The organism is Nonomuraea sp. N2-4H (assembly GCF_045291505.1).
Taxonomy (GTDB): domain Bacteria; phylum Actinomycetota; class Actinomycetes; order Streptosporangiales; family Streptosporangiaceae; genus Nonomuraea; species Nonomuraea fastidiosa.
Genome location: NZ_CP147987.1, coordinates 370,249 through 393,897, shown reverse-complemented (window position 1 = coordinate 393,897; position 23,649 = coordinate 370,249). Strand labels below are relative to the sequence as shown.

General features: G+C 71.0%; 23 protein-coding genes, 1 tRNA gene and 1 pseudogene. 14 read left to right on the top strand and 11 right to left on the bottom strand.

Annotation, left to right across the window (positions count from 1 at the left end; genetic code table 11):
- The first annotated feature begins 54 nt into the window (after positions 1-54).
- A complete protein-coding gene (locus WBK31_RS01825; protein WP_364058546.1) occupies positions 55-549 on the top strand; it encodes a PadR family transcriptional regulator in 495 nt (164 codons plus the stop codon).
- A 10-nt stretch (positions 550-559) separates the two neighbouring features.
- Here WBK31_RS01825 and WBK31_RS01820 read toward each other — a convergent pair whose 3' ends face one another.
- Positions 560-1,612, bottom strand: a complete 1,053-nt coding sequence (locus tag WBK31_RS01820) for a hypothetical protein (protein ID WP_406674231.1) — start codon at positions 1,610-1,612, stop codon at positions 560-562.
- 205 nt (positions 1,613-1,817) lie between these two features.
- On the opposite strand from WBK31_RS01820, the gene WBK31_RS01815 reads away from it, so the two are divergent.
- The 5 genes from WBK31_RS01815 to WBK31_RS01795 all read left to right on the top strand — a co-directional run bounded on the left by WBK31_RS01815 (position 1,818) and on the right by WBK31_RS01795 (position 5,788).
- On the top strand, positions 1,818-2,780 hold the full coding sequence (locus tag WBK31_RS01815; protein ID WP_364058552.1) for an ABC transporter ATP-binding protein: 963 nt from the start codon (positions 1,818-1,820) through the stop codon (positions 2,778-2,780).
- Positions 2,770-3,627 (top strand): ABC transporter permease, encoded by an 858-nt coding sequence (locus WBK31_RS01810; protein ID WP_406674230.1) that lies wholly within the window; start codon positions 2,770-2,772, stop codon positions 3,625-3,627. The genes WBK31_RS01815 and WBK31_RS01810 overlap by 11 nt, the downstream gene beginning before the upstream one ends.
- A gap of 112 nt (positions 3,628-3,739) precedes the next feature.
- Positions 3,740-4,693, top strand: a complete 954-nt coding sequence (locus WBK31_RS01805; protein ID WP_406674229.1) for a rod shape-determining protein — start codon at positions 3,740-3,742, stop codon at positions 4,691-4,693.
- Between the two features lie 93 nt (positions 4,694-4,786).
- Positions 4,787-5,299, top strand: coding sequence for a VOC family protein (locus tag WBK31_RS01800; RefSeq protein ID WP_364058561.1), 513 nt, complete (start codon positions 4,787-4,789; stop codon positions 5,297-5,299).
- A 51-nt stretch (positions 5,300-5,350) separates the two neighbouring features.
- Positions 5,351-5,788: a hypothetical protein gene (locus WBK31_RS01795; RefSeq protein ID WP_364058564.1), complete on the top strand. Its 438-nt coding sequence runs from the start codon at positions 5,351-5,353 to the stop codon at positions 5,786-5,788.
- Positions 5,789-5,842: 54 nt separating this feature from the next.
- Here WBK31_RS01795 and WBK31_RS01790 read toward each other — a convergent pair whose 3' ends face one another.
- Genes WBK31_RS01790 through WBK31_RS01775 form a run of 4 tightly spaced genes read right to left on the bottom strand, consistent with a single transcriptional unit; the run spans position 5,843 to position 9,463 of the window.
- On the bottom strand, positions 5,843-7,078 hold the full coding sequence (locus WBK31_RS01790; RefSeq protein WP_406675437.1) for an ABC transporter permease: 1,236 nt from the start codon (positions 7,076-7,078) through the stop codon (positions 5,843-5,845).
- Positions 7,078-7,839: an ABC transporter ATP-binding protein gene (locus WBK31_RS01785; RefSeq protein ID WP_406674228.1), complete on the bottom strand. Its 762-nt coding sequence runs from the start codon at positions 7,837-7,839 to the stop codon at positions 7,078-7,080. The genes WBK31_RS01790 and WBK31_RS01785 overlap by 1 nt, the downstream gene beginning before the upstream one ends.
- Before the next feature lie 8 nt (positions 7,840-7,847).
- Positions 7,848-8,930: a peptidoglycan-binding protein gene (locus tag WBK31_RS01780; protein WP_364058570.1), complete on the bottom strand. Its 1,083-nt coding sequence runs from the start codon at positions 8,928-8,930 to the stop codon at positions 7,848-7,850.
- The gene (locus WBK31_RS01775; RefSeq protein ID WP_364058573.1) at positions 8,930-9,463 is read right to left on the bottom strand and encodes a hypothetical protein; all 534 of its coding nucleotides are present in this window, start codon (positions 9,461-9,463) and stop codon (positions 8,930-8,932) included. Before WBK31_RS01775 ends, WBK31_RS01780 begins: the two co-directional genes overlap by 1 nt.
- Positions 9,464-9,639: 176 nt before the next feature.
- Here WBK31_RS01775 and WBK31_RS01770 point away from each other — a divergent pair, with 176 nt between their 5' ends.
- Positions 9,640-10,296, top strand: a complete 657-nt coding sequence (locus WBK31_RS01770) for a response regulator transcription factor (protein ID WP_364058576.1) — start codon at positions 9,640-9,642, stop codon at positions 10,294-10,296.
- Complete coding sequence (locus WBK31_RS01765; RefSeq protein WP_364058579.1) at positions 10,293-11,522, top strand: HAMP domain-containing sensor histidine kinase; 1,230 nt, start codon at positions 10,293-10,295, stop codon at positions 11,520-11,522. The genes WBK31_RS01770 and WBK31_RS01765 overlap by 4 nt, the downstream gene beginning before the upstream one ends.
- A 60-nt stretch (positions 11,523-11,582) precedes the next feature.
- Here WBK31_RS01765 and WBK31_RS01760 read toward each other — a convergent pair whose 3' ends face one another.
- Complete coding sequence (locus WBK31_RS01760) at positions 11,583-11,993, bottom strand: RidA family protein (protein ID WP_406674227.1); 411 nt, start codon at positions 11,991-11,993, stop codon at positions 11,583-11,585.
- Positions 11,994-12,118: 125 nt separating this feature from the next.
- On the opposite strand from WBK31_RS01760, the gene WBK31_RS01755 reads away from it, so the two are divergent.
- Together WBK31_RS01755 and WBK31_RS01750 are read left to right on the top strand one after the other, a co-directional pair.
- A complete protein-coding gene (locus WBK31_RS01755) occupies positions 12,119-12,913 on the top strand; it encodes a hypothetical protein (protein WP_406674226.1) in 795 nt (264 codons plus the stop codon).
- Between the two features lie 286 nt (positions 12,914-13,199).
- Positions 13,200-15,569 (top strand): right-handed parallel beta-helix repeat-containing protein, encoded by a 2,370-nt coding sequence (locus tag WBK31_RS01750; RefSeq protein ID WP_406674225.1) that lies wholly within the window; start codon positions 13,200-13,202, stop codon positions 15,567-15,569.
- Positions 15,570-15,630: 61 nt separating this feature from the next.
- Here WBK31_RS01750 and WBK31_RS01745 read toward each other — a convergent pair.
- A tRNA-Lys gene (locus WBK31_RS01745) sits at positions 15,631-15,704 on the bottom strand.
- Between the two features lie 114 nt (positions 15,705-15,818).
- Here WBK31_RS01745 and WBK31_RS01740 point away from each other — a divergent pair.
- Complete coding sequence (locus tag WBK31_RS01740; protein ID WP_364058590.1) at positions 15,819-16,658, top strand: MoxR family ATPase; 840 nt, start codon at positions 15,819-15,821, stop codon at positions 16,656-16,658.
- Positions 16,651-18,027, top strand: coding sequence for a vWA domain-containing protein (locus WBK31_RS01735; RefSeq protein ID WP_406674224.1), 1,377 nt, complete (start codon positions 16,651-16,653; stop codon positions 18,025-18,027). The genes WBK31_RS01740 and WBK31_RS01735 overlap by 8 nt, the downstream gene beginning before the upstream one ends.
- A 9-nt stretch (positions 18,028-18,036) precedes the next feature.
- Here WBK31_RS01735 and WBK31_RS01730 read toward each other — a convergent pair whose 3' ends face one another.
- A complete protein-coding gene (locus WBK31_RS01730; RefSeq protein WP_364058596.1) occupies positions 18,037-18,804 on the bottom strand; it encodes a nuclease-related domain-containing protein in 768 nt (255 codons plus the stop codon).
- A 154-nt stretch (positions 18,805-18,958) separates the two neighbouring features.
- Here WBK31_RS01730 and WBK31_RS01725 point away from each other — a divergent pair.
- Positions 18,959-19,566 (top strand): annotated as a pseudogene (locus tag WBK31_RS01725) (TetR/AcrR family transcriptional regulator).
- Here WBK31_RS01725 and WBK31_RS01720 read toward each other — a convergent pair.
- From WBK31_RS01720 to WBK31_RS01710, 3 genes are read right to left on the bottom strand one after another with little or no spacing between them, the layout of a single operon-like run.
- Entirely contained in the window at positions 19,537-20,592 is a 1,056-nt protein-coding gene (locus WBK31_RS01720) for an acyl-CoA dehydrogenase family protein (RefSeq protein WP_364058602.1), read from the bottom strand. The pseudogene WBK31_RS01725 and the gene WBK31_RS01720 overlap by 30 nt on opposite strands.
- Positions 20,589-21,752, bottom strand: a complete 1,164-nt coding sequence (locus WBK31_RS01715) for an acyl-CoA dehydrogenase family protein (RefSeq protein ID WP_364058605.1) — start codon at positions 21,750-21,752, stop codon at positions 20,589-20,591. Before WBK31_RS01715 ends, WBK31_RS01720 begins: the two co-directional genes overlap by 4 nt.
- Positions 21,749-22,951, bottom strand: coding sequence for an acyl-CoA dehydrogenase family protein (locus WBK31_RS01710; RefSeq protein ID WP_364058608.1), 1,203 nt, complete (start codon positions 22,949-22,951; stop codon positions 21,749-21,751). The genes WBK31_RS01715 and WBK31_RS01710 overlap by 4 nt, the downstream gene beginning before the upstream one ends.
- Positions 22,952-23,058: 107 nt before the next feature.
- Here WBK31_RS01710 and WBK31_RS01705 point away from each other — a divergent pair, with 107 nt between their 5' ends.
- Complete coding sequence (locus WBK31_RS01705; RefSeq protein WP_364058611.1) at positions 23,059-23,649, top strand: GNAT family protein; 591 nt, start codon at positions 23,059-23,061, stop codon at positions 23,647-23,649.

Below are 23,649 nucleotides of genomic sequence, written 5' to 3'. Positions count from 1 at the left end.
GTGAAGAGTGATATGTAAGTCTTTACATGTCAAGCCTTCGATATGCTGGCGGCCATGTCCCTACGGATCGCGCTGCTCGGACTGCTCTCGACCGTCGGCCCCGCCAGCGGCTACGACCTGGCCAAGACGTTCGACGGCTCGCTCAACCACGTCTGGCAGGCGGGGCACACGCAGATCTATCCCGAGCTGGTGAAGATGGCCGCCGACGGGCTCGTGACCGTCGAGGCGGAGGGCGCGAGAGGGCGCAAGATCTACGCGATCACGCCCGAAGGTGAGCGCGAGCTGCGCACGTGGATGGAGGAGCACCACCCCGTGCTGCCCGCACGCAGCGAGATCGCGCTCCAGGCGTTCCTCCTCCACCTGATGGAGCGCGATCAGGCGATCGCCGTCGTCGAGCGCATCAGGGCCCGCTACCAGGCGCAGCTGGAGAAGCTGGAGGCCCTGCGGCCCGGCCGGTTCGGCCGCCACGCCCACGCTTTGGGCCTCGCCCTGGCCCGCGCCGGCCTCCAATGGGCCGACGACACCCTCACCGACCTCGGGAAAACCTGACCCGGCCCGCTCACTTGATCCAGCCGCGCTTGGCGGCCATGACGCCGGCGGCGAAGCGGGTCTCCGCCGAGAGCATCTCCATGATCGTGGAGATGTGGCGGCGTACGGTGCGCAGGCTCATGCCGGTGCGGTTGGCGATCGACTCGTCCTTGAGCCCGAGCGCCATCATCCCGACCAGGCGGAGCTGCAGCTCGGTGGGCCCGCCGCGGGCCGAGGGCACGGGGACGGCCCCGGCCCGGCCGGGCGCGGCGACGGGCGTGGCCCTGTCCCACAGCAGCTCGAAGTACTGCCGCAGCGCTTTGACGATGACGGGGGCCTTGACCAGGGCGATCCCGTCGGCGCCCGTGGGCGTCAGCGGGAGCATCGCGACCTCTTCATCGACGAGCTTCATCTTCATCGGCAGCCTGCGGATGATCCGCACCTCCTCGCCCTCGGCGATGGAGCTCTGGATCACGTGGTGGCCGACCTCGTTCTCGAAGTACTCCGTGGAGTAGATCGACCGGCAGCGGACGTTGCGGGAGATCACGCCGCGCGGCGGCTGGGCCGAGCTCTCCTTGCGCAGCGGCCTCTCGAAGCGCCAGGTGTGCAGGCCGAGGAAGTCGGACTGCGCCGAGTTGATGATCGACAGCGACAGGGAGTGGATCTCCTCCTTGTCGGTCACGATCCTGATGGCCTCCTCGGGGGCCTGCTCGATGGCCCGCCGGGCGAAGATCCGCTGGACGTCGTTGAGCCAGCCGTAGGCGGCGGCGAGGCGGTCGCTCGATTCGATCAGCCGCCGCTGCAGATCGTGGATGATGTCGCGGAAGGCCAGGGCGGGGTCGGTGGGCCGGATGGCGGCCGAGGACGCGTAGACGACCCGGTGGACGAGGCCGCGGGCGATCAGCTCGTCCAGCACCGCGCGGGATCCGGCACGCCCGGCCGCCTCCTCCTCCGGGCACTCGCCCCGGCTGAGGAAGACCGCGTAGCCGGCGGCGAGCCGTTCGGGGAGCAGCCCGCCGAGCAGGTCCCCCATCTCGGCCGCGGCGCCGTCGTCGTGCTCTGTGGTCCGTGGCGCGTCCGTCACGAGTCCCCCGCTGAGCTCCAGGCCCGACAGTGATCAGCGCGGGCACTGTAACACCGTCCATGACGGACATCCAGGTGCCGATCGAGGTGCCTGTTGCTGCCATCCGGCAGCTTCTCCCTCCACCGCAGGAGGGTGCGCGGCCTAGTGTGCGATCGCCTGCCCGTCGGCCGACAGCAACCCCCACCCACAGGTAAGGCGGAGACCGATGATCACACACGAGGTTTCAGCGTCGCCGATCTCACACGGCGTCCGGGGCGCGCCCGCCATCGAGGTGAGCGGCCTGCGGCGGAGCTACGGTGACTTCGAGGCCGTACGCGGCATCTCCTTCCAGGTCCAGCCCGGAGAGCTGTTCGCGCTGCTGGGCACCAACGGTGCCGGCAAGACCACCACCATCGAGGTCCTGGAGGGGTTCTCCCCGCCGACCGCCGGCTCGGTCAGGGTGCTGGGCCACGACCCGTACGCCGAGCGGGCCGAGGTCCGCTCCCGCACCGGACTGATGCTGCAGGAGGGCGGGTTCTTCGGCGACCTGACCGTGGCCGAGACCGTCCGCTTCTGGCGGGACGTCTCGCCGCGCAAGCCGTACTCGGCCCTGGAGATCATGGAACGGGTCGAGCTGGCCGACAAGGCGGAGGTGCGGGTCCGGCAGCTCTCGGGCGGGCAGAAGCGCCGCCTGGACCTGGCCCTGGCCACGCTGGCCCGGCCCGAGGTGCTGTTCCTGGACGAGCCCACCACCGGCATGGACCCCGAGGCGCGCCGCAACACCTGGGCCGTCATCCGGGACCTGGTCGGCTCCGGCACCACGGTCCTGCTGACCACCCACTACCTGGAAGAGGCCGAGCAGCTCGCCGACCGGCTGGCCATCATGCACGCCGGCCGGATCGAGCTCTCGGGCACCGTCGCCGAGGTGGTGGCCGCCCACGGCCACAGCATCCGCTTCCAGCACCCCGCCCAGGTGGCCGCCCACCACCTGCCCGAGCTGGGCGGCGTGCGGCCCCAGGTGGAGGGCGGCACGGTCGAGTACCGGCTCGGCCCCGACCCCGTCGGCACCCAGCAAGCCCTGGCCCGCCTGCTGGCCTGGGCCTGCGATCACCATCTCGTCCTGACCCGGCTCGAGGTGCGCAGCGCCTCCCTGGAGGACGTCTTCCTGGAGGTGGCTCATGGCGCTTGACACGTTCCCGTCGCTGTCCCTGTCGTCGTCCCTGCACGGCCTGCAGCCGTCGCTGCTGCTCAGCCACACCTGGCGGCTGGCCAGGCTCGACCTGACGCTGCTGTTTCGCAACCGGATGGCGTTCTTCACCGCCATCGCCTTCCCGCTGCTGCTGGGCAGCGTGGCGCTGCTGCTGCGCAGCGGGTACGTCTCCGGCGTCTCGACCGGCCTGTACACGCTGACCGGGATGCTCGCCCTGGCCGGATTCTTCGTCACGTTCATGCACCTGACGACCGTGTTCACCGTCCGGCGCGAGGAGCTCGTACTCAAGCGGATGCGCGGCAGCGTCCTGTCGGAGGCGGCGATCTTCGCCGGCAGCGGCCTGGCCACCACCCTGGTCTACGTCGCGCAGACGGCGGTGCTCATCACGCTGAGCATCGTCACCCTCGGCGGGCACCTGCCCCGCAACCCGCCGCTGCTGTTCCTGGGCGTGGTGCTGGGCTCGGTGATGTTCGTCCCGCTGGCGGCGGCCCTGTCCGGCGTGACCAAGAGCGGCGAGTCGGCGCAGATCACCGTGCTTCCGGCGATGCTCGTGCTGGCCGCCACCTCCCAGGCGAGCTTCCCGCTGACCGGCATGCCGGAGTTCCTGCAGCGCATCGCGGCCTCCATGCCGCTCTCTCCGGTCGTGGACGTCATCCGCATCGGCTACTTCGGCCTCGACTTCACCACGGCCGCCCCGCATCCGGCGGTCGGCTTCGCCGAGTCGTGGGCGGTGGCCGCGCCGCGCCTGCTGCTCATCGCGGCGTGGATCGTGGCCGGGACGCTCATCGCCCGCAGGTACTTCCGCTGGGAGCCGCGCCACGGCTGATACGCGCAACTAACACCGTTTCGGTAAAAATGCCCGGTTCTGTTCCTGGTGTTGCGTTGGAGCAGCTCAGGAAATACGTCCGGCGATGAGTCTCTTCGGTCGTGATTTGGCGATGGACCTTGGAGCCGCCAGTACGCGCATCTACGCCAAGCGCAGAGGCATCGTGCTGGACGAGCCCTCGGCCGTGATGTGCGACGGCCGCACCGGCAAGGTCATCGGGTTCGGCGCGGAAGCCGCCGCCCTCGGGGGTGGCGGCCGTACATGCTGGCCGGTGCGCGGCGGCCTGCCCGCGGACACCGAGCTGGCCAGGCGCATGATCCGGCACTTCCTGCGCAAGGTGCACTGGCACCCCTACTCCCGGCCGCGCGTCGTCATGGCGCTGCCCGGCGACTGCACGCCGATCGACCGGGCGGCGCTGCGCGACATCGCGTACGAGGCGGAGGCGAGGATCGTCCGCCTGGTGCCGCACCCGGTGGCGGCGGCGCTCGGAGCGGGCCTGGAGCTGTCGGACTGCACCGGGCACATGGTGATCGACATCGGCCGCGACAGCGCGCGCATCGCCGTGCTGTCCGGCGAGTCGGTGGTGGCGTCGGGCTCGGTCCCGTACGGAGGGCTGGCGATCAACCGGGCGATCGCCAGGTTCGTCGAGCGGGAGCACGGCCTGCTGCTCGACGACGAGGAGGCCGAGTCGGCCAAGCGCCGCTCCACGGGCATGAATCCTGAGGTCACCGTGCGGGCCAGGAACCCGGAGACCGGGCGCGAGCACGAACTGGTGCTCCCCGTGCAGAAGATCTCCGAGGCCATCGCGCCGCCGTTCGAGTCGATCGCGCGCACGGCGGTGGAGACCGTCGAGCGCTGCCCGGCCGAGCTCGCCGCCGACCTCGGCGTGCGCGGCGCGGTCGTGGTCGGAGGCGGCGCGCTGCTGCGCGGCCTGGGCCGCTGCCTGCGCGATGCGCTGTGCATGCCGGTACGCCGCGCCGAGCGCCCGCTGGAGGCCGTGGCGCTCGGGCTCGGCCGCGTCGTGGACGAACTGGGCCTGATCAGGAGGCTGCGCAGCCGCACGTGAGCGGCCCGTACCAGAGCGGCGATCCCGCGCGACCCGTCCGGAAAGCCGTACATGAGCGACCCCGTCCGGCACCGTCTGACAGGAGGCAGGCCCATGACCGTGCGCGGCATCGACCACATCGGGGTCACCGTGCCCGACCTCGAAGCGGCCACCGAGTTCTTCGCCCGGGCCTTCGGCGCCGAGGTGCTCTACGACACCCTCCCCCGCGAGCGGGGGCCAAGGGGCGGCTGGGCGATGGAGCGGCGGCTCGGCGTGCCGCAGGGCACGGTCGAGGTGGCGGTCCGCATGCTGCGCCTGCCGAACGGACCGGGAATCGAGCTGTTCGAGTTCGAGGGGCCACGGCAGGGCGGCCCCGTGGTGCCGTGCGACCTGGGGTGGCAGCACGTCGCGGTGTACGTGGACGACCTGGACGAGGCGCTGCGGCGGGTCACCGAGGCCGGCGGGACCGCGCTGACGGAGCCGGTGCCGCTGCCGGGCCCCGAGGCGGGTCCGCACAACCGGTTCGTCTACTGCCGCACGCCGTGGGGCGCGACCGTCGAGCTGGTCACGTACCCGGACGCGCAGGCGTACGAGAAGGAGACCGATCTGCGCCGCTGGCGTCCGTGAACCGGCTGAGACCCCCTCGTCCGGCGGGGGCGTCCTCGATATGGTCGAAGCGTGCGCGCCCGCCGTCACGTCCTGTCCGCGGTGCTCATCTGCGTCGCGGCGATGACGGCCTGCACGCACGCGTCCGAGCTGCCCGGCTTCGAGGAGGCCGCGCGGCAGCTCGACCACGACACCGACACTCTGCTCGGCTCCGGCCTGACCCGCTCGGCGGTGCGCCTGCTCGACGACGAGACGTGCGTGCCGGGCCAGGTGCGACACTCCGTACGCGCTGAAGGCGACCTCGCCGGCGGCTCCGACGGGCTGCTCGAACGGCTGGGCGCGCTGGGCTACGACCGCGTCGCCGACGACACCGACCTGCGCGACGACGCCGACGACGTCGCGGTCTTCCGCAACCCGCGCACCCAGGTGACGTTCGAGCTGACGCTCAACCCCCGCGACGGCGGCGACATCCGGGTGATCGGCAAGACCGTCTGCTACGCCACCGACTGACCGACCCGCCGGCCTCGGACGCGCGCCACCGGCCGTCCCCGAGCACGCGCGCCACTACGGCGTCGCCAGCGCCTCCGTCGGCGACAGCCGGGAAGCACGGACCGCCGGATAGAGGCCGGCGGCGGCGCCGATGACCAGGGTCGCGGCCAGCCCGCCCGCCGTCGCCCACGCGGGCACGACCGGCGGCCAGCCGCTGTAGAGCGCGTACGCCATCGTCACCCCCGTCCCGAGCAGCACGCCGCCGGCCCCGCCCAGCGCCGACAGCAGCAGCGACTCGGCGAGGAACTGGGTGCGGATCTGCCCCCTGGTCGCGCCGAGCGAGCGGCGCAGCCCGATCTCGGCCCGGCGCTCCAGCACGGAGATGACCATCGTGTTGGCCACGCCGACCCCGCCGACGAGCAGCGCCACCGCGCCGACGCCCAGCAGCAGGCCGGCGAACGCCTGGCTGGTCGCCTGCTTGGCGGCAAGCGCGTCGGACGGGCGGGAGACGTCCACCTCGTTGGGCGCCTGCGGGTTGGCGGTGGCGCCGAGCACCTGGCGTACGGCCTCAAGGCGCGACTCGTCCGACCGGGTGTAGACCGTGGTCGGATGCCCGTCGAAGCCCAGCAGCCGCTCCGCCACCGGCCAGCCGACGAGCACGCCGCTGTCCAGGTCGGAGGCCAGCGCCACCGGCTCAAGGACCCCGATCACGGCGAACCTGACGCCGCCCACCACGATCTGGGTGTCCGGCCCGGCCGCGCCGATGCCGAGCCGCCGGGCGGCCGTCGCGCCGACGACGGCGGCCGGGTAGCGTTCGGTGGCCGCGTTCAGCCAGGTGCCGTAGCTCAGCGTCGCGCCGATGGTGGCGGGCAGGTCGAGTCTGGCCGCGTACGTGCTGATGCCGCCGGTCTGCGCCTCGGGGATGTGCTCGGAGCGGTAGACCTTGGCCTCGGCGACCTTCCCGACGGACGAGACCGCCTGGACGGGGCCGATGCGCTCGATCATCGCCTCGGCGTCCAGCGGGAGCTGCGCCGACTCCCCCATCAGCGTCGTGCCCGAGGTGACGGTGAGCAGGTTCGTGCCCAGCGCGGAGAGCTGCCGGTCCAGCTCGGCGCCCGATGACGACGACAGCCCGACCACGCCGACCATGGCGGCGATGCCGATGGCGATGCCGAGCGCGGACAGGAACGCCCGCAGCGGCCTGGTGCGCAGGCCGACCGCGCCGACCCGCAGCACGTCGCCGGCCCGCATCCGGGCGGGGACCGGCCGGGGCCGCGCCTGCGGCGGTATCGGCCGCTCGACGATCGCCATCACGCCTCGCCCTCCCCTGTGACCGCTCCCGAAGCCACTCCCCTGGCCGCCCCCGTGACCTTTTTCCAGGCGCCGGAGAGCGCCGGTTCCGCCGGGTCCCGCGCCGAGTCGGAGACGATCTCGCCGTCGCGCATGCGCACCTGACGGGGCAGCCCGGCCGCGATCTCCCGGTCGTGGGTGATGATCACGATGGTGGTGCCGGAGGCGTTCAGCTCGCGCAGCAGCTCCATGACGCCCGCGCCGGAGACCGAGTCGAGCGCCCCGGTGGGCTCATCGGCCAGCAGCAGCGGCGGGTCGCCCGCCACCGCCCTGGCGATCGCCACCCGCTGCCGCTCGCCGCCGGACAGCTCGTGCGGCTCGTGCTCCATGCGGTGCCCGAGCCCCACGCGTTCCAGCGCCGCGGCCGCGCGGCGGCGGCGCTCGGCCCGGCTCATACCGGTGTAGACGAGGCCGTCGGCCACGTTGTCCAGCGCCGGGACCTTCGGCGCCAGGTGGAAGGACTGGAAGACGAAGCCGATCGTGGTGGCGCGCAGCGCGGAGAGCTGGTCGTCGGTCAGCGTGGAGACGTCGTGGCCGTCGATGTGCACGCTGCCCGCCGTCGGCCGGTCGAGGGTGCCGATGACGTTGAGCATGGTCGACTTGCCCGACCCCGAAGGGCCGACGATCGCGACCAGCTCGCCGTGGCCGATGCGCAGCGAAACCGAGCGCAGCGCCGCGACCCCGCCGGGGTAGGTCCTGGACACGTCCGCGAGAGCGATCATCGGGTACGTCACTTCGGCATCCCCACGGTCATGCCCTCGGCGATCCCGTCGCCGGACACCTCCACCTTGCCCCCGGCGAACAGACCGGTCTCGACCGCCACGTACCGGGACCTGCCGCCCTCGACGATCTCCAAGCCGTATCCGCCCTCCTGCAGCGCGACGAGCGCCGCGACCGGCACGGCGAGCACGTTCTCGCGCTTGGACGCGGTGAACGTGACGTCGACCGACGCCTTGTCCAGGCCGCGCGCCGCCTTGGCCGAGCCGATCGACACCAGCGCCTCCACCCGCGTCTCCGGCTCCTCACCCTGGCCCTGGGCGGGCACGACGACGGTGGCGACCTCGGTCACCTTGCCCGGCACGCTCTCGCCGTCCGGCAGCGTGACCTGGACCTTCGCGCCCTTCTTGGCCAGCCGCTGGTCCTCGGCGTCAAGCTCCACGGTGATCACCTTCGAGGTGCCCGTGTAGGCGAGCACCTGCTGGCCGGGCTGCGCGGGACGGCCCTCCTCGGCCTCCAGGCTCTCCACGCGCACCTTGCCGGGTGCGAACACCACCCGGCCCAGCTCCACCACGCCGGTCTCGGGCAGGCCGCGGTCGTCCTGCCACTCCATGACGGCCTGTGCGGTGTCCCAGGTGTACTCGTCGTCCACGGTGAAGCCGTCGTAGCCGAGCTTGCTGAGGTTGCGTTCGAGGTTCTCGACGTCCTTGCCCGTCATGCCTGGCTTGAGGTCCCGGTACGCGGGGGTGCCGCCGTACATGAGCGTGACCGGCTGGTCGTCGATGCGGTAGAGCGACTTGCCGCGGGTGATCGTCGCGCCGCTCTCGGGCAGCCAGGTGATCGTGCCGGGCCGCCTGGCGACGGCCGTGGTGACCGGGCCGTAGCCGAGCTCGCCGTCGGCCTCCTTGGTGTCGTGGAGCGTCTGCCTGGTGATCGTCGCGGTGGCCGGCGGCAGGGCGCTCGCCGATGCGGCCGGGCTCGCGCCGCCGTCCAGCACGCCCGCGCCGGCGGCCGCGACCAGCCCGCCGCCCGCCACCGCCACCACGGCCAGCAGCCCCGCCACCACCAGCCCGCGCCTGCGGGTTCCGACTCCCATCAGAGGTCTCCCAGGCCGGCCTCACCGGCCTCCTTCTGGCACTTCTTCTTGGCCGACTCGAAGTCGGGGTCCTCGCCGACCTCCGGGGTGATGCGCATCATGCCGCCCTCGGGGTCGGGGTAGTTCTCGACGCCGTTGTCACGCATGCACTGGGCGAGCTTGCGCAGCCGCTCGGCCGTCTTGCCGTCGCCGCCGCGCTTGCCGTCGCCGCTCGGCGCGTACTGCTTGCACGCCTCCTGGGCGGCCTCCACCTTCTCTCTCGGCGTGCTCTTGTCGAAGCGCATCGTGAACCGGCCGCTGGAGTCGGGGTCCGGCACGTCGATGCCGTTCTCGCGCATGCATTGGGCGAACTTGAGCGCCTTCTCCTTCGGATCCTCGGTCGGCTGCGCGCTGGCGGCGGCCTGGGTGCCCGCGCCGGTCACCGAGGCCACGTCCGCCCCGCCGCCGTCGCCGGTGCCGCACCCGGCCAGCAACCCCGCCAAGAGGCCGGTCGCCAGCAGGGTGGCGGCGCGTGCTCGTTCTCGTCCTCGCATCAGGCTCCCTTTCGTGGAGGAACGTTGTACGAGGGGAGATGGAACAGATCGGGGTGTTTCCTCCGCGTTTCCACCGGCGGCTTACCTGGAGCGAACGCCGCATGCAGCACACTCGGCTTCGTCAGCGAGCTTCGTCGCGAGCTTCGTCAGCGAGAGGAAGGGACCTGAGGAACGTCATGCGGGTGCTGGTGGTTGAGGACGAGCCGATGCTCGCCGACGCGATCGCCGAGTGGCTGCGTGAGGAGACGCATGCGGTGGATCTGGCGCACGACGGGGAGGCCGCGCTCGAACGCATCGCGGTCAACGACTACGACGTGGTCGTGCTGGACCGGGATCTGCCGCGCGTACACGGGGACCAGGTGTGCAGGGAGATGGTGGCCGCCGAGTGCGCCGCGCGGGTGCTGATGCTCACGGCCGCCGCGCAGCTCGACGACCGGGTGACCGGGCTGTCGCTGGGCGCCGACGACTACCTGACGAAGCCGTTCGCGTTCCCCGAGCTGGCGGCGCGGGTGCTGGCGCTGGGGCGGCGCTCGCGGCCCGCCGTGCCGCCCGTGCTGCGGCGGGCCGGGATCACGCTCGACCCGGCGCGCAGGGAGGTCTTCAGAAACGGGCGCTTCGTGCCGCTGTCGAAGAAGGAGTTCGCCGTGCTGGCCGAGCTGATGCGGGCCGGCGGCTGCGTGGTCTCGTCGGAGCAGCTCCTGGAGAAGGCGTGGGACGAGAACGCCGACCCGTTCACCGGCGCCGTCCGCCTGACCATTCTCAAGCTGCGCCGCAAGCTGGGCGACCCGCCGGTCGTGGAGACCGTGCCGGGCGTCGGCTACCGCATCCCATGAGCCGTCCCGTCGGCCTCGCGGCCCCGGCCCGCCTGCTGCGCAGGCCGCGGCCCACGCTGCGGCTGCGGCTCACGCTCGTCTACAGCGTGCTGTTCCTGCTGGCCGGCCTGGCTCTGCTCGCGGTGACGTACCTGCTGTTCGACCAGCAGCTCAAGGCCATCTTCGAGCGCCAGTACGCCTCCGAGCCCGGCAAGCACAAAGAGCTTTTCATCACGAGGAACGGCGTCACGCTCTCCGGCGAGGCGGCCCTGGAGTGGCTGCGCGAGCAGCAGGCCGGCGTGCACGACGCCGCCGTCACCTCGCTCATCGTCCAGGGCGCGCTCGCGCTGCTGCTGGTCGGCGGCCTCGCCGTGGGGCTCGGATGGGTGGTCGCGGGCCGCGTGCTCGCCCCGCTGAACCTGGTGACCGAGACCGCGCGCAGGATCGCCGCCGCCCCCATGGCCGAGCGCGGGCTGTCCGAGCGCATCGCGCTGCGCGGGCCCGACGACGAGGTCAAGGACCTGGCGGACACGTTCGACACCATGGTGGAGCGGCTCGACCGCTCCTTCGACGGGCAGCGCAGGTTCGTCGCGAACGCCTCACATGAGCTGCGCACGCCGCTGACGCTCAACAGGGCGCTGGTGGAGCTGGCCATGCACCGCCGTACGGCGTCGCCCGACGTCAAGGAGCTGGGCGAGAGCCTGCTGGAGATCAACGCCAGGCACGAACGCCTCATCAGCGGACTGCTCCTGCTGGCGAGGTCGGAGCAGGAGCTGGCCGACCGGGCGCCGGTGGACCTCGCGGACGTGGTCACGCACGTGATCGAGCAGAGCGCCGGAGCCGCCGAGTCCGCCGGGGTCACCCTGAAGGAGGTCACCGGCCCCGCCCCCACCACCGGTGACGCGCTGCTGCTCGAACGCCTCGTGCACAACCTGGTGGAGAACGGCGTCCGCTACAACGTGACCGACGGCACCGGCTGGGTGCGGGTGGAGAGCAGGACCGCGTCAGAGGAGACGGTCGAGGTGGAGGTGTCCAACACCGGGCCGAACGTGCCGCCCTACGACGTGCCGCTGCTGTTCAAGCCGTTCCACCGCCTCGGGGACGAGCGGGCCGTGACCGGGACGAGCGCGGGTCTCGGTCTGTCGATCGTCCGGTCTGTGGCGGTGGCGCACGGCGGGGACGTACGGGCGCGGCCCCGCGAGGGCGGCGGGCTGGTCGTGATCGTGTCACTCCCCCGAGCGCGCTGACGCCCCGCTCTGCGAGGCCGTCTCACTCCGCGCGCCGACGCCCCGCTCTGCAAGGCCGTCTCACTTCGCGTCCGGGAGCACCGCCACGGCCTCGACCTCCACGAGCTGGTCGAAGTACCCCAGCACAGTGACGCCGAGCAGCGTGCTCGGGGGCTCGTGCTCCCCCATGTACTCGCGGTAGACGTTCCACACCGTCACGAGGTCCTTCTGGTCGCTGGAGGCGACGTACACGGTGGTCTTCACAACGTCGGTGAGCGCGGCGCCCGCGCTTTCGAGCGCGCTGATGAGGTTGCGCATCACCTGGTGGGTCTGCCCGGCGTAGTCGCCGACGGCCACCGTGGCCCCGTCGGCGTCGAGCGGGCAGGCTCCGGCCACCCAGATGGAGCGGAGCGGCGCGTCGGTAGTGGCGGCATACGCGTAATCGACCTTGGCCAGCCGGTCGTCGCGGACGAGTCGGACACCTGAAGTCATGACCGGTTTCCTATCAGTTGCCCGGATGACGATGCATCTGAATTGCGGTTGGATAACCGTGTCACCCGAGCGTGCCCGAGCTTCGTCCTTTCTCGTGCACCTCGTCCGTCGCAAGGAGAACCGTCGTGCGCGTCCTGCCGGCCGTCTTATCCGCCGCCGCCGTCTTCTCGTTACTCCCCGTGCCGGCCGCCCACGCGGCCGCCCCGATCCAGTACAGCTGCAAGATCGGCGGCACCACGCAGGAGGTCGGCATCGACGTGGAGCTGACCGTGCCGGCGCAGGCCGAGGTGAACGAGGAGCTGACGATCGGCTGGACCGGCTCGTACGCGGGCGACTCCGAGCTGATCGCCCCCGCCACCGGGTTAGAAGGCGACATCAAGATGTACGCCTACGCCGGCATCAGCGGCATCCCGAACTTCACCTCGGCCACCGGCGTCGCCGAGATCGGCACCGTCATCCCCGGCGAGGCCATCCCGCTCCCCACCACCAGGGTCGAGCTCAAGACGACTCCCAGGAACACCGGCACCGGAAAGGTCCACGCCGCCTCGATCAACTTCGGCCTGACGAACACGGATCCGCTGATCGAGTGCGAACCCTCCGACACGGCCACCAGGACCGAGTACACCATCACGGTCGGCACGGGCCAGGGCTCTCCCACCACCTCGTCCAGCCCCACGGCGGACGACACGGAGAGCACGACCCCCACCCCGGACGAGACCGACGACACCGACGAGACGGGCGACCTTGACGAGACCGACGAGGACGCCGAGGAGACCCCTGCCGAGGTGCCGTCGGGCGGCGCGGACACGGGCGGCGGCGGCCTGGCGGGCCCGGACGGCCGGGCACTGATGGGGATCGGCCTGGTGATCTTCCTGGCCTCACTCACCGGCCTGCGCCTGCGCAGACCCCGCCGCACCTGACCGCGCCCGGTCCGTGCCGAACTCGCCGCACCCGACCGCGCCCGACCGGTGCCGAACTCGCCATATCTGACCGCGCCCGGTCCGCACTGGACCCGCGGCACCTGACCGCGCCCGGCCCGTACTGGACCCGCCCCGCCCGGCCCATCACCCGCACCGACCGTCTCGTTGCGCCGCCGACGATGCGCTGCCCTGTGGTCAAACCATTGAACTGAGGCCCGCGCGACGCTACCGTTCACCCTCAAGGACTTCTTGCTGTGAGTAGTATTTTACCGATTGAGGTCTGCCCATGCTCAGACGAGCGACGTTCCCCCTCATCGCGGGCTTACTGACGGCCGCGACGACCGCACTTCCCGCACAGGCCGCCCCTCCCCAGCAGATCGTGTACGTCGCCGAGAACGGCAGCGACGACGCGACCGGCACCATCAACGACCCGTTCGCCACGATTGAACGCGCCCGCGACGCGCTGGCCCGCAAGACCAGCCGCAACCGCCCCGGCGTCGTCTACATCCGCGCTGGCGTCTACCAGACCGCGAAGACGGTCGAGGTGCGCGGCCCGGAGCACTCGTACGTCACCTACGCCGCCTACCCGGGCGAGCAGGTCGAGCTGGCCGGCGTCACCACGCTCGCACCGGAGAAGTTCCGCAGGCTGAGCGACCTGCCGGCCGACGACGCGAAGTGGTCGTCGAAGGCCCGCGTCCCCGAATCGGCCGCCCCGAACGTCTGGGTCTACGACCTCGGCGCGGAGGGCATCCCCACGGGCACGCTCAACAAGAACGGCTTCAACTGGAAGCCGCAGCCGTACGCGCCCGAGCTCATCACCGACGACGTCGCCCAGACGCTGGCGCAGTACCCCAACGGGGACGCCAAGCTCACCAGGGACCACCTGACCGTCAAGGTGGCCCCGAAGGGCGCCCGCGACTACTTCTCCGACAAGACGCCCGACGGCACGACGCTGCCGTACGAGGAGATGCTCAAGCTCCCCGGCCCCGTCTACACGGTCGAGGACGCGGACCTGGCGGCCAGGTACGAGAAGTGGGCCAAGCCGCCGGGCGCCGAGACCCCGGACGGCACGCAGGTCGAGACGGACGGCTGGCTGTCCGGATATTTCGGTAACAACTACGCGAACGACCGCATCCGCATCGACACCGTCGGCGGCGGCGACATCACCACCTACTACCCCACCATGTACGTCGCCACCGACAAGTGGTCCTCGTTCGTGGCCCAGAACGTGCTGAGCGAGCTGGACACCGAGGGCGAGTACTACATCGACCGCTGGCAGGGCCACGACACGCTCTACTACTACCCGCCCGGCGGCACGGTCGAGGGCAAGGAGATCAGCCTCACCTCGTTCGACGCCCCCTTCTTCCAGCTCGAGAACGTCACCGGCGTGACGCTCAAGGGCCTGCGCATGAACGGCACCACAGGGGCCGGCATCCGCTTGCTGGACGCCGAGTCGTGCACGATCGACGGCGTCGAGATCCTCAACGTCAGCATGGACGCGGTGCAGATCGGCGAGGCGAACGACGCGATCACCGCCATCGCCGAGTACCGCACCAGCCGGGGCGGCCACCACAACCGGGTGATCAACAGCCGGCTGCACGACCTCGGCGGCGGCGGGGTCTTCACGGCGGGCGGCGACCGCGACTCGCTCGAACGCGGCGACCACGTGGTGGAGCACAACGAGATCTATGACTTCTCGAAGCTCGCGACGTACACGCCGGCGGGCTACATGTACGGGGTCGGGAACACGTTCCGGTACAACCACGTGCATGACGCGCCGCACATGGCGATCCAGATCATGGGCAACGACATGGTGATCAGCCACAACAGGTTCGAGCGGCTGGTCACGCACGCCTCCGACCAGGGCGTGATCTACTCGGGCCGCGACTACACATATCTGAACAACGTGGTGGCGTACAACCTGTTCAAGGACATCGGCGCGGACGGCAACCAGGCCGTCTACATGGACGACGGCATGTCGGGGATGGTCGTGCACCACAACGTCTTCGACAACGTCCAGCACGGGCTGTTCTACCAGGCGGGGCACAGCAACGTGGCGCGCGACAACGTGTTCGTGAACGTGACGTACATCGGCCACGACAAGCTCTACCACGAGGGCGGCAAGCGGCTGCCGGTGCCCAACGCCAAGGTCGTGATCGAGCGCTTCAACGACATGCTGAAGGCCGGCGAGGGCACCGGCTTCACCAACACCAGGGAGAACGTGGAGAAGTGGTACCGCCACTACGCCAGGCAGTACCCGAACATCCGCGACTGGTACGTGCCGTCCGACGCCCAGGGCGTGCCGTGCACGGCGGTCGGCGAGACCGAGTGCACCGACGAGCAGGTGTGGAGCGACCCGAACTCGGTGTACGTGCCCGCGAACAACGTGCTGACCAGGTCGGTCAGCATCGGTAGCGGCGACTTCGCCTACACCGACGACGCGGGCGGGCTGAGCGTGAAGACGTTCAACCCGGGCTTCGACTCCTTCAACGCCAAGGCGGCCACGCCGGAGGAGGCGGGCTTCGACCCGGCAACGTGGCGCTTCGACGCGCGTAACACGCCGCTGAACAGGACGGAGGGCTTCGGACCCGCGTGGGTGCGCGAGTGGAACCGCACCTTCAGCCTGGACGGCGTCGGCCCCAGGGCGACGCGATGAGGGCTCAAGGCCGGTGAGAACACTTCGGGCGCTCACCTCGCGAGGTGAGCGCCCGATCCGGTACGCCGCCAGGGACTCGAACCCCGGACCCGCTGATTAAGAGTCAGCTGCTCTGACCAACTGAGCTAGCGGCGCGCTGGCAGGAATGAATATACCGGTGATCGCCATCCTGGTCGAATCGGAATCCGGAGGACAGGCCACGCTAGAATAAAATTCGGTACTTCCGGCTCCGGCAGACAGGATTCTTGGATGTTCGACTCCCCCGCCGACGTGACGGAGCGGCTCGCCGCCGTGGACTACCTCTCCGACGACGCCATCTCCACCTCGGTGTTCCTGGCCGCCGCGCTGGGCAAGCCGCTGCTGGTCGAAGGGCCGGCCGGAGTGGGCAAGACGCAGCTCGCCAAGGCCGTCGCCCAGGCGACCGGCGCAGACCTCATCAGGCTGCAGTGCTACGAGGGACTCGACGAGTCCAGAGCACTCTACGAGTGGAACTACAAAAAGCAGCTCCTGCGCATCCAGGCGACCAACGCCGACGACGACATCTTCAGCGAGGAGTTCCTGCTGGAGCGCCCCCTGCTCAAGGCGGTGCGGGCGCAGGAGCCGACCGTGCTGCTCATCGACGAGACCGACAAGGCGGACGTCGAGGTCGAGGGCCTGCTGCTGGAGCTGCTGTCGGACTTCCAGGTGACGATCCCCGAGCTGGGCACCATCGCCGCCACCCGCCGCCCGTACGTCGTGCTGACCTCCAACGCCACCCGCGAGCTGTCGGAGGCGCTCAAGCGGCGCTGCCTCTACCTGCACATCGAATACCCGACCCCCGAGCGCGAGCGCGACATCGTGCTGGCCCAGGTGCCCGGCTTCCGCGCCGATCTGGCCGAGCAGCTCGCGCGTACGGTCGCCACGCTGCGCTCGCTGGAGCTGAAGAAGGCGCCGTCGGTGGCCGAGACCGTCGACTGGGCCAACACGCTGCTCGCGCTCGGCCGCGACGAGCTGGACGAGGCGACCGTGGCCGGCACGCTCGGCGTGGTGCTCAAACACGCCTCCGACCAGGCGCGGGCGATCAAGGAGCTGGGGCTGCCCGATGCCTGAGACCGGCTCGCTGGTCGACCGGCACATCGGCTTCGTGCACGCGCTGCGCGAGGCCGGGCTGCCGGTGTCGATCGCGGAAGGGCTGGACGCGGCCAACGCGCTGCGGGTCATCGACCTGGCCGACCGGGAGTCGCTGCGGGAGGCGTACGCCGCCACGCTGGTGAAGAGGCCCGTGCACCGGCCGGGGTTCGACGTGCTGTTCGACCTGTGGTTCCCGGCGTCCACCACCGGGCTGCGGGCACGGCGCCCCGGCCGCGAGCGCATCGACTTCGCGACGGCCGACGTCAAGGAGCTGCGCGAGCACCTGGCGGACCTGCTGACCGGCTCCACCGACCAGGAGATGCGCGCGTTCGCCGAGGCCATGGTGGAGCGGTTCGGCCGGCAGGAGGCCGCTCCCGGGCGGCAGAACTGGTTCTCCTACAGCGTGCTGCGCGCCCTGTCGCCCGAGACGCTGATGGCCGGCATCCTGCGCGCGGTGCTGCAGGGCCGCGAGCGCGGCGGGCTGGCGGAGAAGACGGTGCGGCAGGGCGTCACCGCGAACATCCGGCGCTTCGAGGAGGCGGTGGCCACCGACGTGCGCCGCCGCATCGCCGAGGACGCCGGGATCGAGCGCATCGCGCGCTCCGCCGTACGCCCTCCGCTCGACCAGATCGACTTCCTCCGCATCACCAGGGCCGACCTGGCGCAGCTGCGCAGGGAGGTGCACCCGCTGGCCCGCCGGCTGGCCGCGCGCCTTGCGATGCGGCAGCGCAAGGGCAAGCGCGGCCGGCTCGACTTCCGCAGGACCATGCGGGCCTCGCTGCAAAGCGGCGGCGTGCCGCTCACCACGCACCTCCGCCCGCCCCGGCCGCACAAGCCCGAGCTGGCGGTCCTCTGCGACACCAGCGACTCGGTCTCGTCGTTCGCGCACTTCACGCTGCTGCTCACGTACGCGCTGCGCGAGCAGTTCACGAAGGTGCGGGCGTTCGGGTTCGTCGACACCGTGGATGAGATCACCCGGTTCTTCCAGCCCGGCTCCGACGTGGTCGAGGCGATGACCAGGCTCGCCAACGAGGCCGACATGGTGCGCTTCGGCCGCACCAACTACGGGAACGCGCTGGAGCGGTTCGCCGAGCGGTACGGCGACGCGCTCGGCCCGAAGACGTCGCTGCTGATCCTGGGCGACGCCCGCTCCAACTACCAGCCGCCCGCGCTCGACGTGCTCAGGTCGCTGGTGTCGCGGTGCCGGCACGCGTACTGGCTGAACCCGGAGCCGCGGCAGCAGTGGGACACCGGCGACTCGGTGGCGGGCGAGTACGGCACCGTCGTGCCCATGTACGAGTGCCGCAACGTCGCCCAGCTCACCGCGTTCATCGAGACCCTGGCGTGACCGGCCCGGTCAGACGCGCTGCAGCTCCCGGGCCGCGGTGCGGGCGAGCACCTCGACCTGCGCCGGGCTGAGCACGTCGCGGTCAGCGGCCTTGATGAGCTTGGCCATCGTGCGCGGCTTGGCCAGCGTCAGGCCCTCGGCCGAGACCACGCCGTTCCTGGGCAGCAGACCGCAGTGGACGGCGAGCATGGGCGTGATGCTCACCTGGATGCCGGTCTCGCGGCTGAGCAGCTCGGCGAACTTCTCCGCCTGCTCGACCAGCGGCTTGGCGGTCTTGCTTCCGTACTTCTCACCGAAGAACAGCCGGCCCGCGTAGCAGGCGATCTCGGTGTCGGGGCTCCACGACTCGTTGTCGATGATCCACACGCCGCCGGGGCCGATCACCAGGTGGTCGATGGAGGCCTGCCCGCGGATCGCCCGGCCGTCGAGCACGTGGTAGTCGTGGCGGCGCAGCGAACGGCGTAGCAGGCGTCCCATGATGACCTCGCCGCGCTTGGCTCCGCGCCAGACGGCGGTCTTGCGGAAGCTGTAGATGTCGTACAGCCAGTCGCCGCCGAAGACGAGCGCCGCCGCCAGCAGGCCGGTGAACGCGGAACCCCCCGTGAGCCCGAACCTGAGACCGAGCGCCACACCGATGATGAAACCCACAGCGGCCTTGACGTACCTGCGCTTGAGCCGGTTGGGCGCGTCGTCGCGCCAGAATTTCTCGTACCACCACTGCGGGGATGAGCCAGTGTACTTCTCGTTGGGCTGCACGTAGATAGAGCCACCGGGCACGGCAAACTCCCCGAAAGTCGTCGTAGTGCAGGATCTGCCACGCCGAAGATCCCTCGCCGGTCAAGGGATACCCATTCCCCGACCAAGGTGAGCCTAAGGTGAGGGAATTAGTACCCGCAAGACCAATCAACCGACCAGTCGGTATGCTAAGGCGGTGACCAAGGGGGACCGAGTGAAAGACGAACCGGTCAGGCAGCGGTTGCTGGCCGAGGCGACCCGGCTGTTCGCCGAGCGCGGCTTCGAGAGCACCTCGGTGCAGGAGATCGTCGCGGCGGCGGGCGTCACCAAGGGCGCCATGTACCACTACTTCGACTCCAAGGACGACCTGCTGCACGAGATCTACATGCGGGTGCTGCGCATGCAGATGGATCGGCTGTTCGAGATCGCCGACGGCCCCGGCACCGTCCAGGAGCGCCTGCACCGGGCCGCGGCCGACGTCGTGGAGACGACGACCGCGAACCTCGACGACTCCAAGATCTTCTTCAGGTCGATGCACCTGCTCGCCCCCGAGACGCGCAAGTCCGTGCGCGCCGAGCGCCGCCGCTACCACGAGCGCTTCCGCGACCTCGTGGCCGAGGGGCAGCGCTCGGCGTCTTCAGCGACCGGGTGCCCGCCGAGCTGGTCGTCGACTACTTCTTCGGCTCGGTGCACCACCTGGGCACGTGGTTCAACGCGCAGGGGCCGCTGACCGGCGCCCAGGTGGGCAAGCACTTCGCCGACCTGCTGCTCACCTCACTCGGGGCCGGGCACGTCGACGAGTGAGGCCAGCGCCTCCCGGTGATCGCCCGGCGTGCCGAGCGCGACCTCGGCGGCCTTGGCGCGCTTGAGATACAGGTGTACGGGGTGCTCCCACGTCATCCCGATCCCGCCGTGGAGCTGCAGGGCCTCCTCGGCCGCGTGCACGGCCACGCCCGCGTTCCACGCCTGCGCCACCGCCACCGAGATCGACGAGGCGTCCGCGACCGCGTTCCTGGCCGCCGCCCTGGCCCTGACCACGTCGAGCCACAGGTCGGCCAGCCGGTGCTTGATCGCCTGAAACGAGCCGATCGGCCTGGCGAACTGGTGGCGCTCCTTGACGTAGGCCAGCGTCGTCTCCAGGCACCACTCGGCCACGCCGAGCTGCTCAGAGGCCAGCAGCCCGGCGCCGAAGCGCAGCACCGCCGCCAGGTCGCAGGCGCCGACCCGGCGGGCGGGCGTCCGCGCGAACGTCACCTCGGCCACCGGCCTGGTCAGGTCGATCGAGGGCACCACCCGGACCACCTCGGGCTCGATGCTCTCGACCGCGTACAGGTCGCCGTCCACCGGCACCAGCAGCACGTCCGCCACCTCGGCCCCGGCCACGCCGGTGACAGTGCCGGACAGCCGCCCCTCGCCGTCCACGCTCACGGACGCGCCCCGGTCAGGACGGTACGCCGAAGCCGCGAACGACACCGCCAGCGCCGCCGTCTTGCGCCCCTCGGCCAGCTCGCCGAGCAGCGCGTCGCGGGTCGGCAGCAGCGCCCTGGTGGCCAGCACCGAGCTGGTGAGGAACGGCACCGGCGCCACCGCCCGCCCCAGCTCCTCCAGGACCACGGCCGCCTCGCTCGCCGACGCGCCCGCGCCGCCCAGCTCCTCGGGCACCAGCAGCCCGGCCACGCCGATCTCGCCGGCCAGCGTCTTCCACAGATCCAGGTCGTACGGCTCGGACTCGACGCGCCTCAGCACCGCGGACGGAGGGCAGCGGTCGGCCAGCAGGGCGCGCACGGCGGCGCGCAGCTCCTCTTCGACGTCGGAATAGAGCAGGCTCATCGCGGCAGGTCCTTCCACGGCACGTCCTTGTCGACACGGGGCTCCGACGGCAGGCCGAGCACCCGTTCGGAGATGATGTTGCGCAGGATCTCGGAGGTGCCGCCCTCGATCGAGTTGCCCTTGGCCCGCAGGTAGCGGTAGCCGGGGCCGCGGCCGTAGAAGTCGACGTTCTCCGAGCGCCTGAACGTCCAGTCGTCGTAGGTCAGCTCGCGCCGGAACTCCATCTCCAGGCCGGTCAGCGCCTGGTTGAGCTTGGCGAACGAGAGCTTCATGCCCGAGCCCTCCGGCCCCGGCTGACCGGCGGCGAGCTGCTCGCGCAGCCGCGCCCCCGACAGGCGGGTCACCTCGGCCTCCACCCACAGCGACAGCAGCCGCTGGTGCAGGTCGTGGGTACGCAGCTCGGGGTGCTCGCGCCAGGCGGCCAGCACGGACGCCATGACGCCGCCGCCGCGCCTGGAGGGCGCGCCGCCGATGGCCACCCGCTCGTTCATCAGCGTCGTCTGCGCGACCCGCCAGCCGTCGCCGACCGCGCCGAGCCGCAGGTCGTCGGAGAGCCGGACGCCGGTCAGGAACACCTCGTTGAACTCGGCCTCGCCGGTGATCTGCCGCAGCGGCCGCACCTCGACGCCGGGGGCGTGCATGTCGCACACGAAGTACGTCAGCCCGCGGTGCTTGGGCACGTCGGGGTCGGTGCGGGCGACGAGGATCGCCCACCGGGCGTGGTGCGCGCCCGACGTCCACACCTTCTGCCCGTCGATCACCCACTCGTCGCCGTCCCTGACCGCCCTGGTGGCCAGCGTGGCCAGGTCCGAGCCCGCGCCCGGCTCGCTGAAGAGCTGGCACCAGATCTCCTCGCCGGTCCACAGCGGCTTGAGGAAACGGCGCTTTTGCTCCTCGGTGCCGAACGCCAGGATCGTCGGGGCGGCCATGCCGAGACCGATGCCCTGCAGGCCGCTGTTGAGCTGCGGGGTGTCGGCCAGCTCCCGCTCCACGACCTGCTGCAGCTCGCGCGGCGCGCCGAGCCCGCCGAGCCCTTCGGGGAACCACACCCAGGCGAGCCCGGCGTCGAAGCGGGCGCGCAGGAACTCCAGGCGGTCACCGCTCGGATCGTGCTCGCTGAGGAACGCGGCCACGCGCTCCTTGATCTGTGCCTCGTTCACATGTACCTCTTCAGCTCGCGATAGGCCAGGGACCGCTTGTGCACCTCGTCGGGGCCGTCGGCCAGGCGCAGCGTGCGCGCGTGCGCCCAGAGCGCGGCCAGGGGGAAGTCCTGGGAGACGCCGCCGGCGCCGTGCACCTGGACGGCCTTGTCGAGGATCTGCTCCACCGTGATCGGGGTGGAGATCTTGATGGCCTGGATCTCGGTGTGCGCGCCCTGGTTGCCCACCGTGTCCATGAGCCAGGCCGTCTTGAGCACGAGCAGGCGGAGCTGCTCGATCTTCACGCGGGACTCGGCGATCCAGTCCTGGACGACGCCCTGCTGCGCGACCGGCTTGCCGAACGTGGTGCGCGACAGCGCCCTGCGGCACATCATCTCCAGCGCGCGCTCGGCGATGCCGATCAGGCGCATGCAGTGGTGGATGCGGCCGGGTCCGAGCCTGGCCTGGGCGATGGCGAAGCCGCCACCCTCCTCGCCGATGAGGTTCGCCGCGGGCACGCGTACGTCCTCGAACACGACCTCTGCATGTCCGCCGTGGTCGGCGTCGGTGTAGCCGAAGACGTGCATGCCGCGCTTGACGTGCACCCCGGGCGTGTCGCGCGGCACGAGGATCATGCTCTGCCTGCGGTGCTTGGGCGCGTCGGGGTTCGTCTGCCCCATGACGATGAAGATCTTGCAGTTGGGGTTCATCGCGCCGGAGATGAACCACTTGCGGCCGTTGATGACGTACTCGTCGCCGTCGCGGACGATCGAGGTCGCGATGTTGGTGGCGTCGGATGAGGCCACGTCGGGCTCGGTCATGGCGAAGGCCGAGCGGATCTCGCCGTCGAGCAGCGGCCGCAGCCACTCCTTGCGCTGCCACTCGCTGCCGAACATGGCCAGGACTTCCATGTTGCCGGTGTCGGGGGCGGCGCAGTTGGTGGCGACGGGGGCGATGGCGGGACTCCTGCCCATGATCTCCGCCAGCGGGGCGTACTGGAGGTTCGTCAGCCCCGCGCCGTGCTCGCCGGGCAGGAACAGGTTCCACAGCCCGCGCTTTCTCGCCTCGTCCTTCAGGTCCTCGATCAGCGGCGGCGGGCTCCAGCCGCTGGTTTTCGCCTGTTCCTCGAAGGCCGGTTCTGCGGGGTAGACGCATTCGTCCATGAAGCGGAGCAATCGCTCGCGCAGGTCCTCGGTGACGGTGTCGAAGGCGAAGTCCATGACGCGACCCTACCGACCGGCCGGTATGAGTGTCGACAGGTGGTTCCCGGCAAATGCCTCCAGGTGGCCATCTACCCACCCTCACCTGGTCTTCTACAGTGGCCGCCATGACCGCGAAGCTGCCCGGCCCTACCGTGCTCCAGAACGACGTCGTCCGCCTTGAGCCGCTCGCCATGGACCACGTGCCCGACCTGTTCGCCGCGGGAGGCGGCGACGACGAGGTCTGGCGGTGGATGCCGGTGCCGGCCCCGCGGACGGAGGAGGAACTGGGCAAGGTCGCGCGCATGCTGATCGACGACGACAAGCACGTGCCGTTCGCCGTGGTGGACCGGTCGAGCGGGCGGGCCGTGGGCTGGACGACGTACGCCGACGTGCCCGGCTTTGAGGCCAGCGTGGAGATCGGCTGGACCTGGTACGGCCGCGCGTCCTGGCGCACGGCGATCAACACCGCGTGCAAGCTGCTGATGGTCGGCCACGCCTTCGAGCTGGGCTACAACCGGGTGCTGCTCAAGACCGACGTGCTCAACGTACGGTCTCAGAACGCGATCAGGCGCATCGGCGGCGTGCACGAGGGCACGCTGCGCCGGCACCGCCGCCGGCCGGACGGCACCTGGCGCGACACCGTCTGCTTCGGCATCCTCGACGACGAGTGGCCGCCGCACCGCGACCGTCTCCAGGCCCGCCTGGCGGCCTCCTAG

Coding starts and splice junctions, on each gene's coding strand:
- WBK31_RS01770 (WP_364058576.1), top strand. CDS start 9,640: ATGCGGGTGCTGGTGGTTGAGGACGAGCCGATGCTCGCCGACGCGATC.
- WBK31_RS01735 (WP_406674224.1), top strand. CDS start 16,651: ATGCCTGAGACCGGCTCGCTGGTCGACCGGCACATCGGCTTCGTGCAC.
- WBK31_RS01710 (WP_364058608.1), bottom strand. CDS start 22,951: ATGGACTTCGCCTTCGACACCGTCACCGAGGACCTGCGCGAGCGATTG.
- WBK31_RS01750 (WP_406674225.1), top strand. CDS start 13,200: ATGCTCAGACGAGCGACGTTCCCCCTCATCGCGGGCTTACTGACGGCC.
- WBK31_RS01825 (WP_364058546.1), top strand. CDS start 55: ATGTCCCTACGGATCGCGCTGCTCGGACTGCTCTCGACCGTCGGCCCC.
- WBK31_RS01740 (WP_364058590.1), top strand. CDS start 15,819: ATGTTCGACTCCCCCGCCGACGTGACGGAGCGGCTCGCCGCCGTGGAC.
- WBK31_RS01805 (WP_406674229.1), top strand. CDS start 3,740: ATGGACCTTGGAGCCGCCAGTACGCGCATCTACGCCAAGCGCAGAGGC.
- WBK31_RS01760 (WP_406674227.1), bottom strand. CDS start 11,993: ATGACTTCAGGTGTCCGACTCGTCCGCGACGACCGGCTGGCCAAGGTC.
- WBK31_RS01720 (WP_364058602.1), bottom strand. CDS start 20,592: ATGAGCCTGCTCTATTCCGACGTCGAAGAGGAGCTGCGCGCCGCCGTG.
- WBK31_RS01765 (WP_364058579.1), top strand. CDS start 10,293: ATGAGCCGTCCCGTCGGCCTCGCGGCCCCGGCCCGCCTGCTGCGCAGG.
- WBK31_RS01785 (WP_406674228.1), bottom strand. CDS start 7,839: ATGATCGCTCTCGCGGACGTGTCCAGGACCTACCCCGGCGGGGTCGCG.
- WBK31_RS01810 (WP_406674230.1), top strand. CDS start 2,770: ATGGCGCTTGACACGTTCCCGTCGCTGTCCCTGTCGTCGTCCCTGCAC.
- WBK31_RS01800 (WP_364058561.1), top strand. CDS start 4,787: ATGACCGTGCGCGGCATCGACCACATCGGGGTCACCGTGCCCGACCTC.
- WBK31_RS01705 (WP_364058611.1), top strand. CDS start 23,059: ATGACCGCGAAGCTGCCCGGCCCTACCGTGCTCCAGAACGACGTCGTC.
- WBK31_RS01780 (WP_364058570.1), bottom strand. CDS start 8,930: ATGGGAGTCGGAACCCGCAGGCGCGGGCTGGTGGTGGCGGGGCTGCTG.
- WBK31_RS01790 (WP_406675437.1), bottom strand. CDS start 7,078: ATGGCGATCGTCGAGCGGCCGATACCGCCGCAGGCGCGGCCCCGGCCG.
- WBK31_RS01775 (WP_364058573.1), bottom strand. CDS start 9,463: ATGCGAGGACGAGAACGAGCACGCGCCGCCACCCTGCTGGCGACCGGC.
- WBK31_RS01815 (WP_364058552.1), top strand. CDS start 1,818: ATGATCACACACGAGGTTTCAGCGTCGCCGATCTCACACGGCGTCCGG.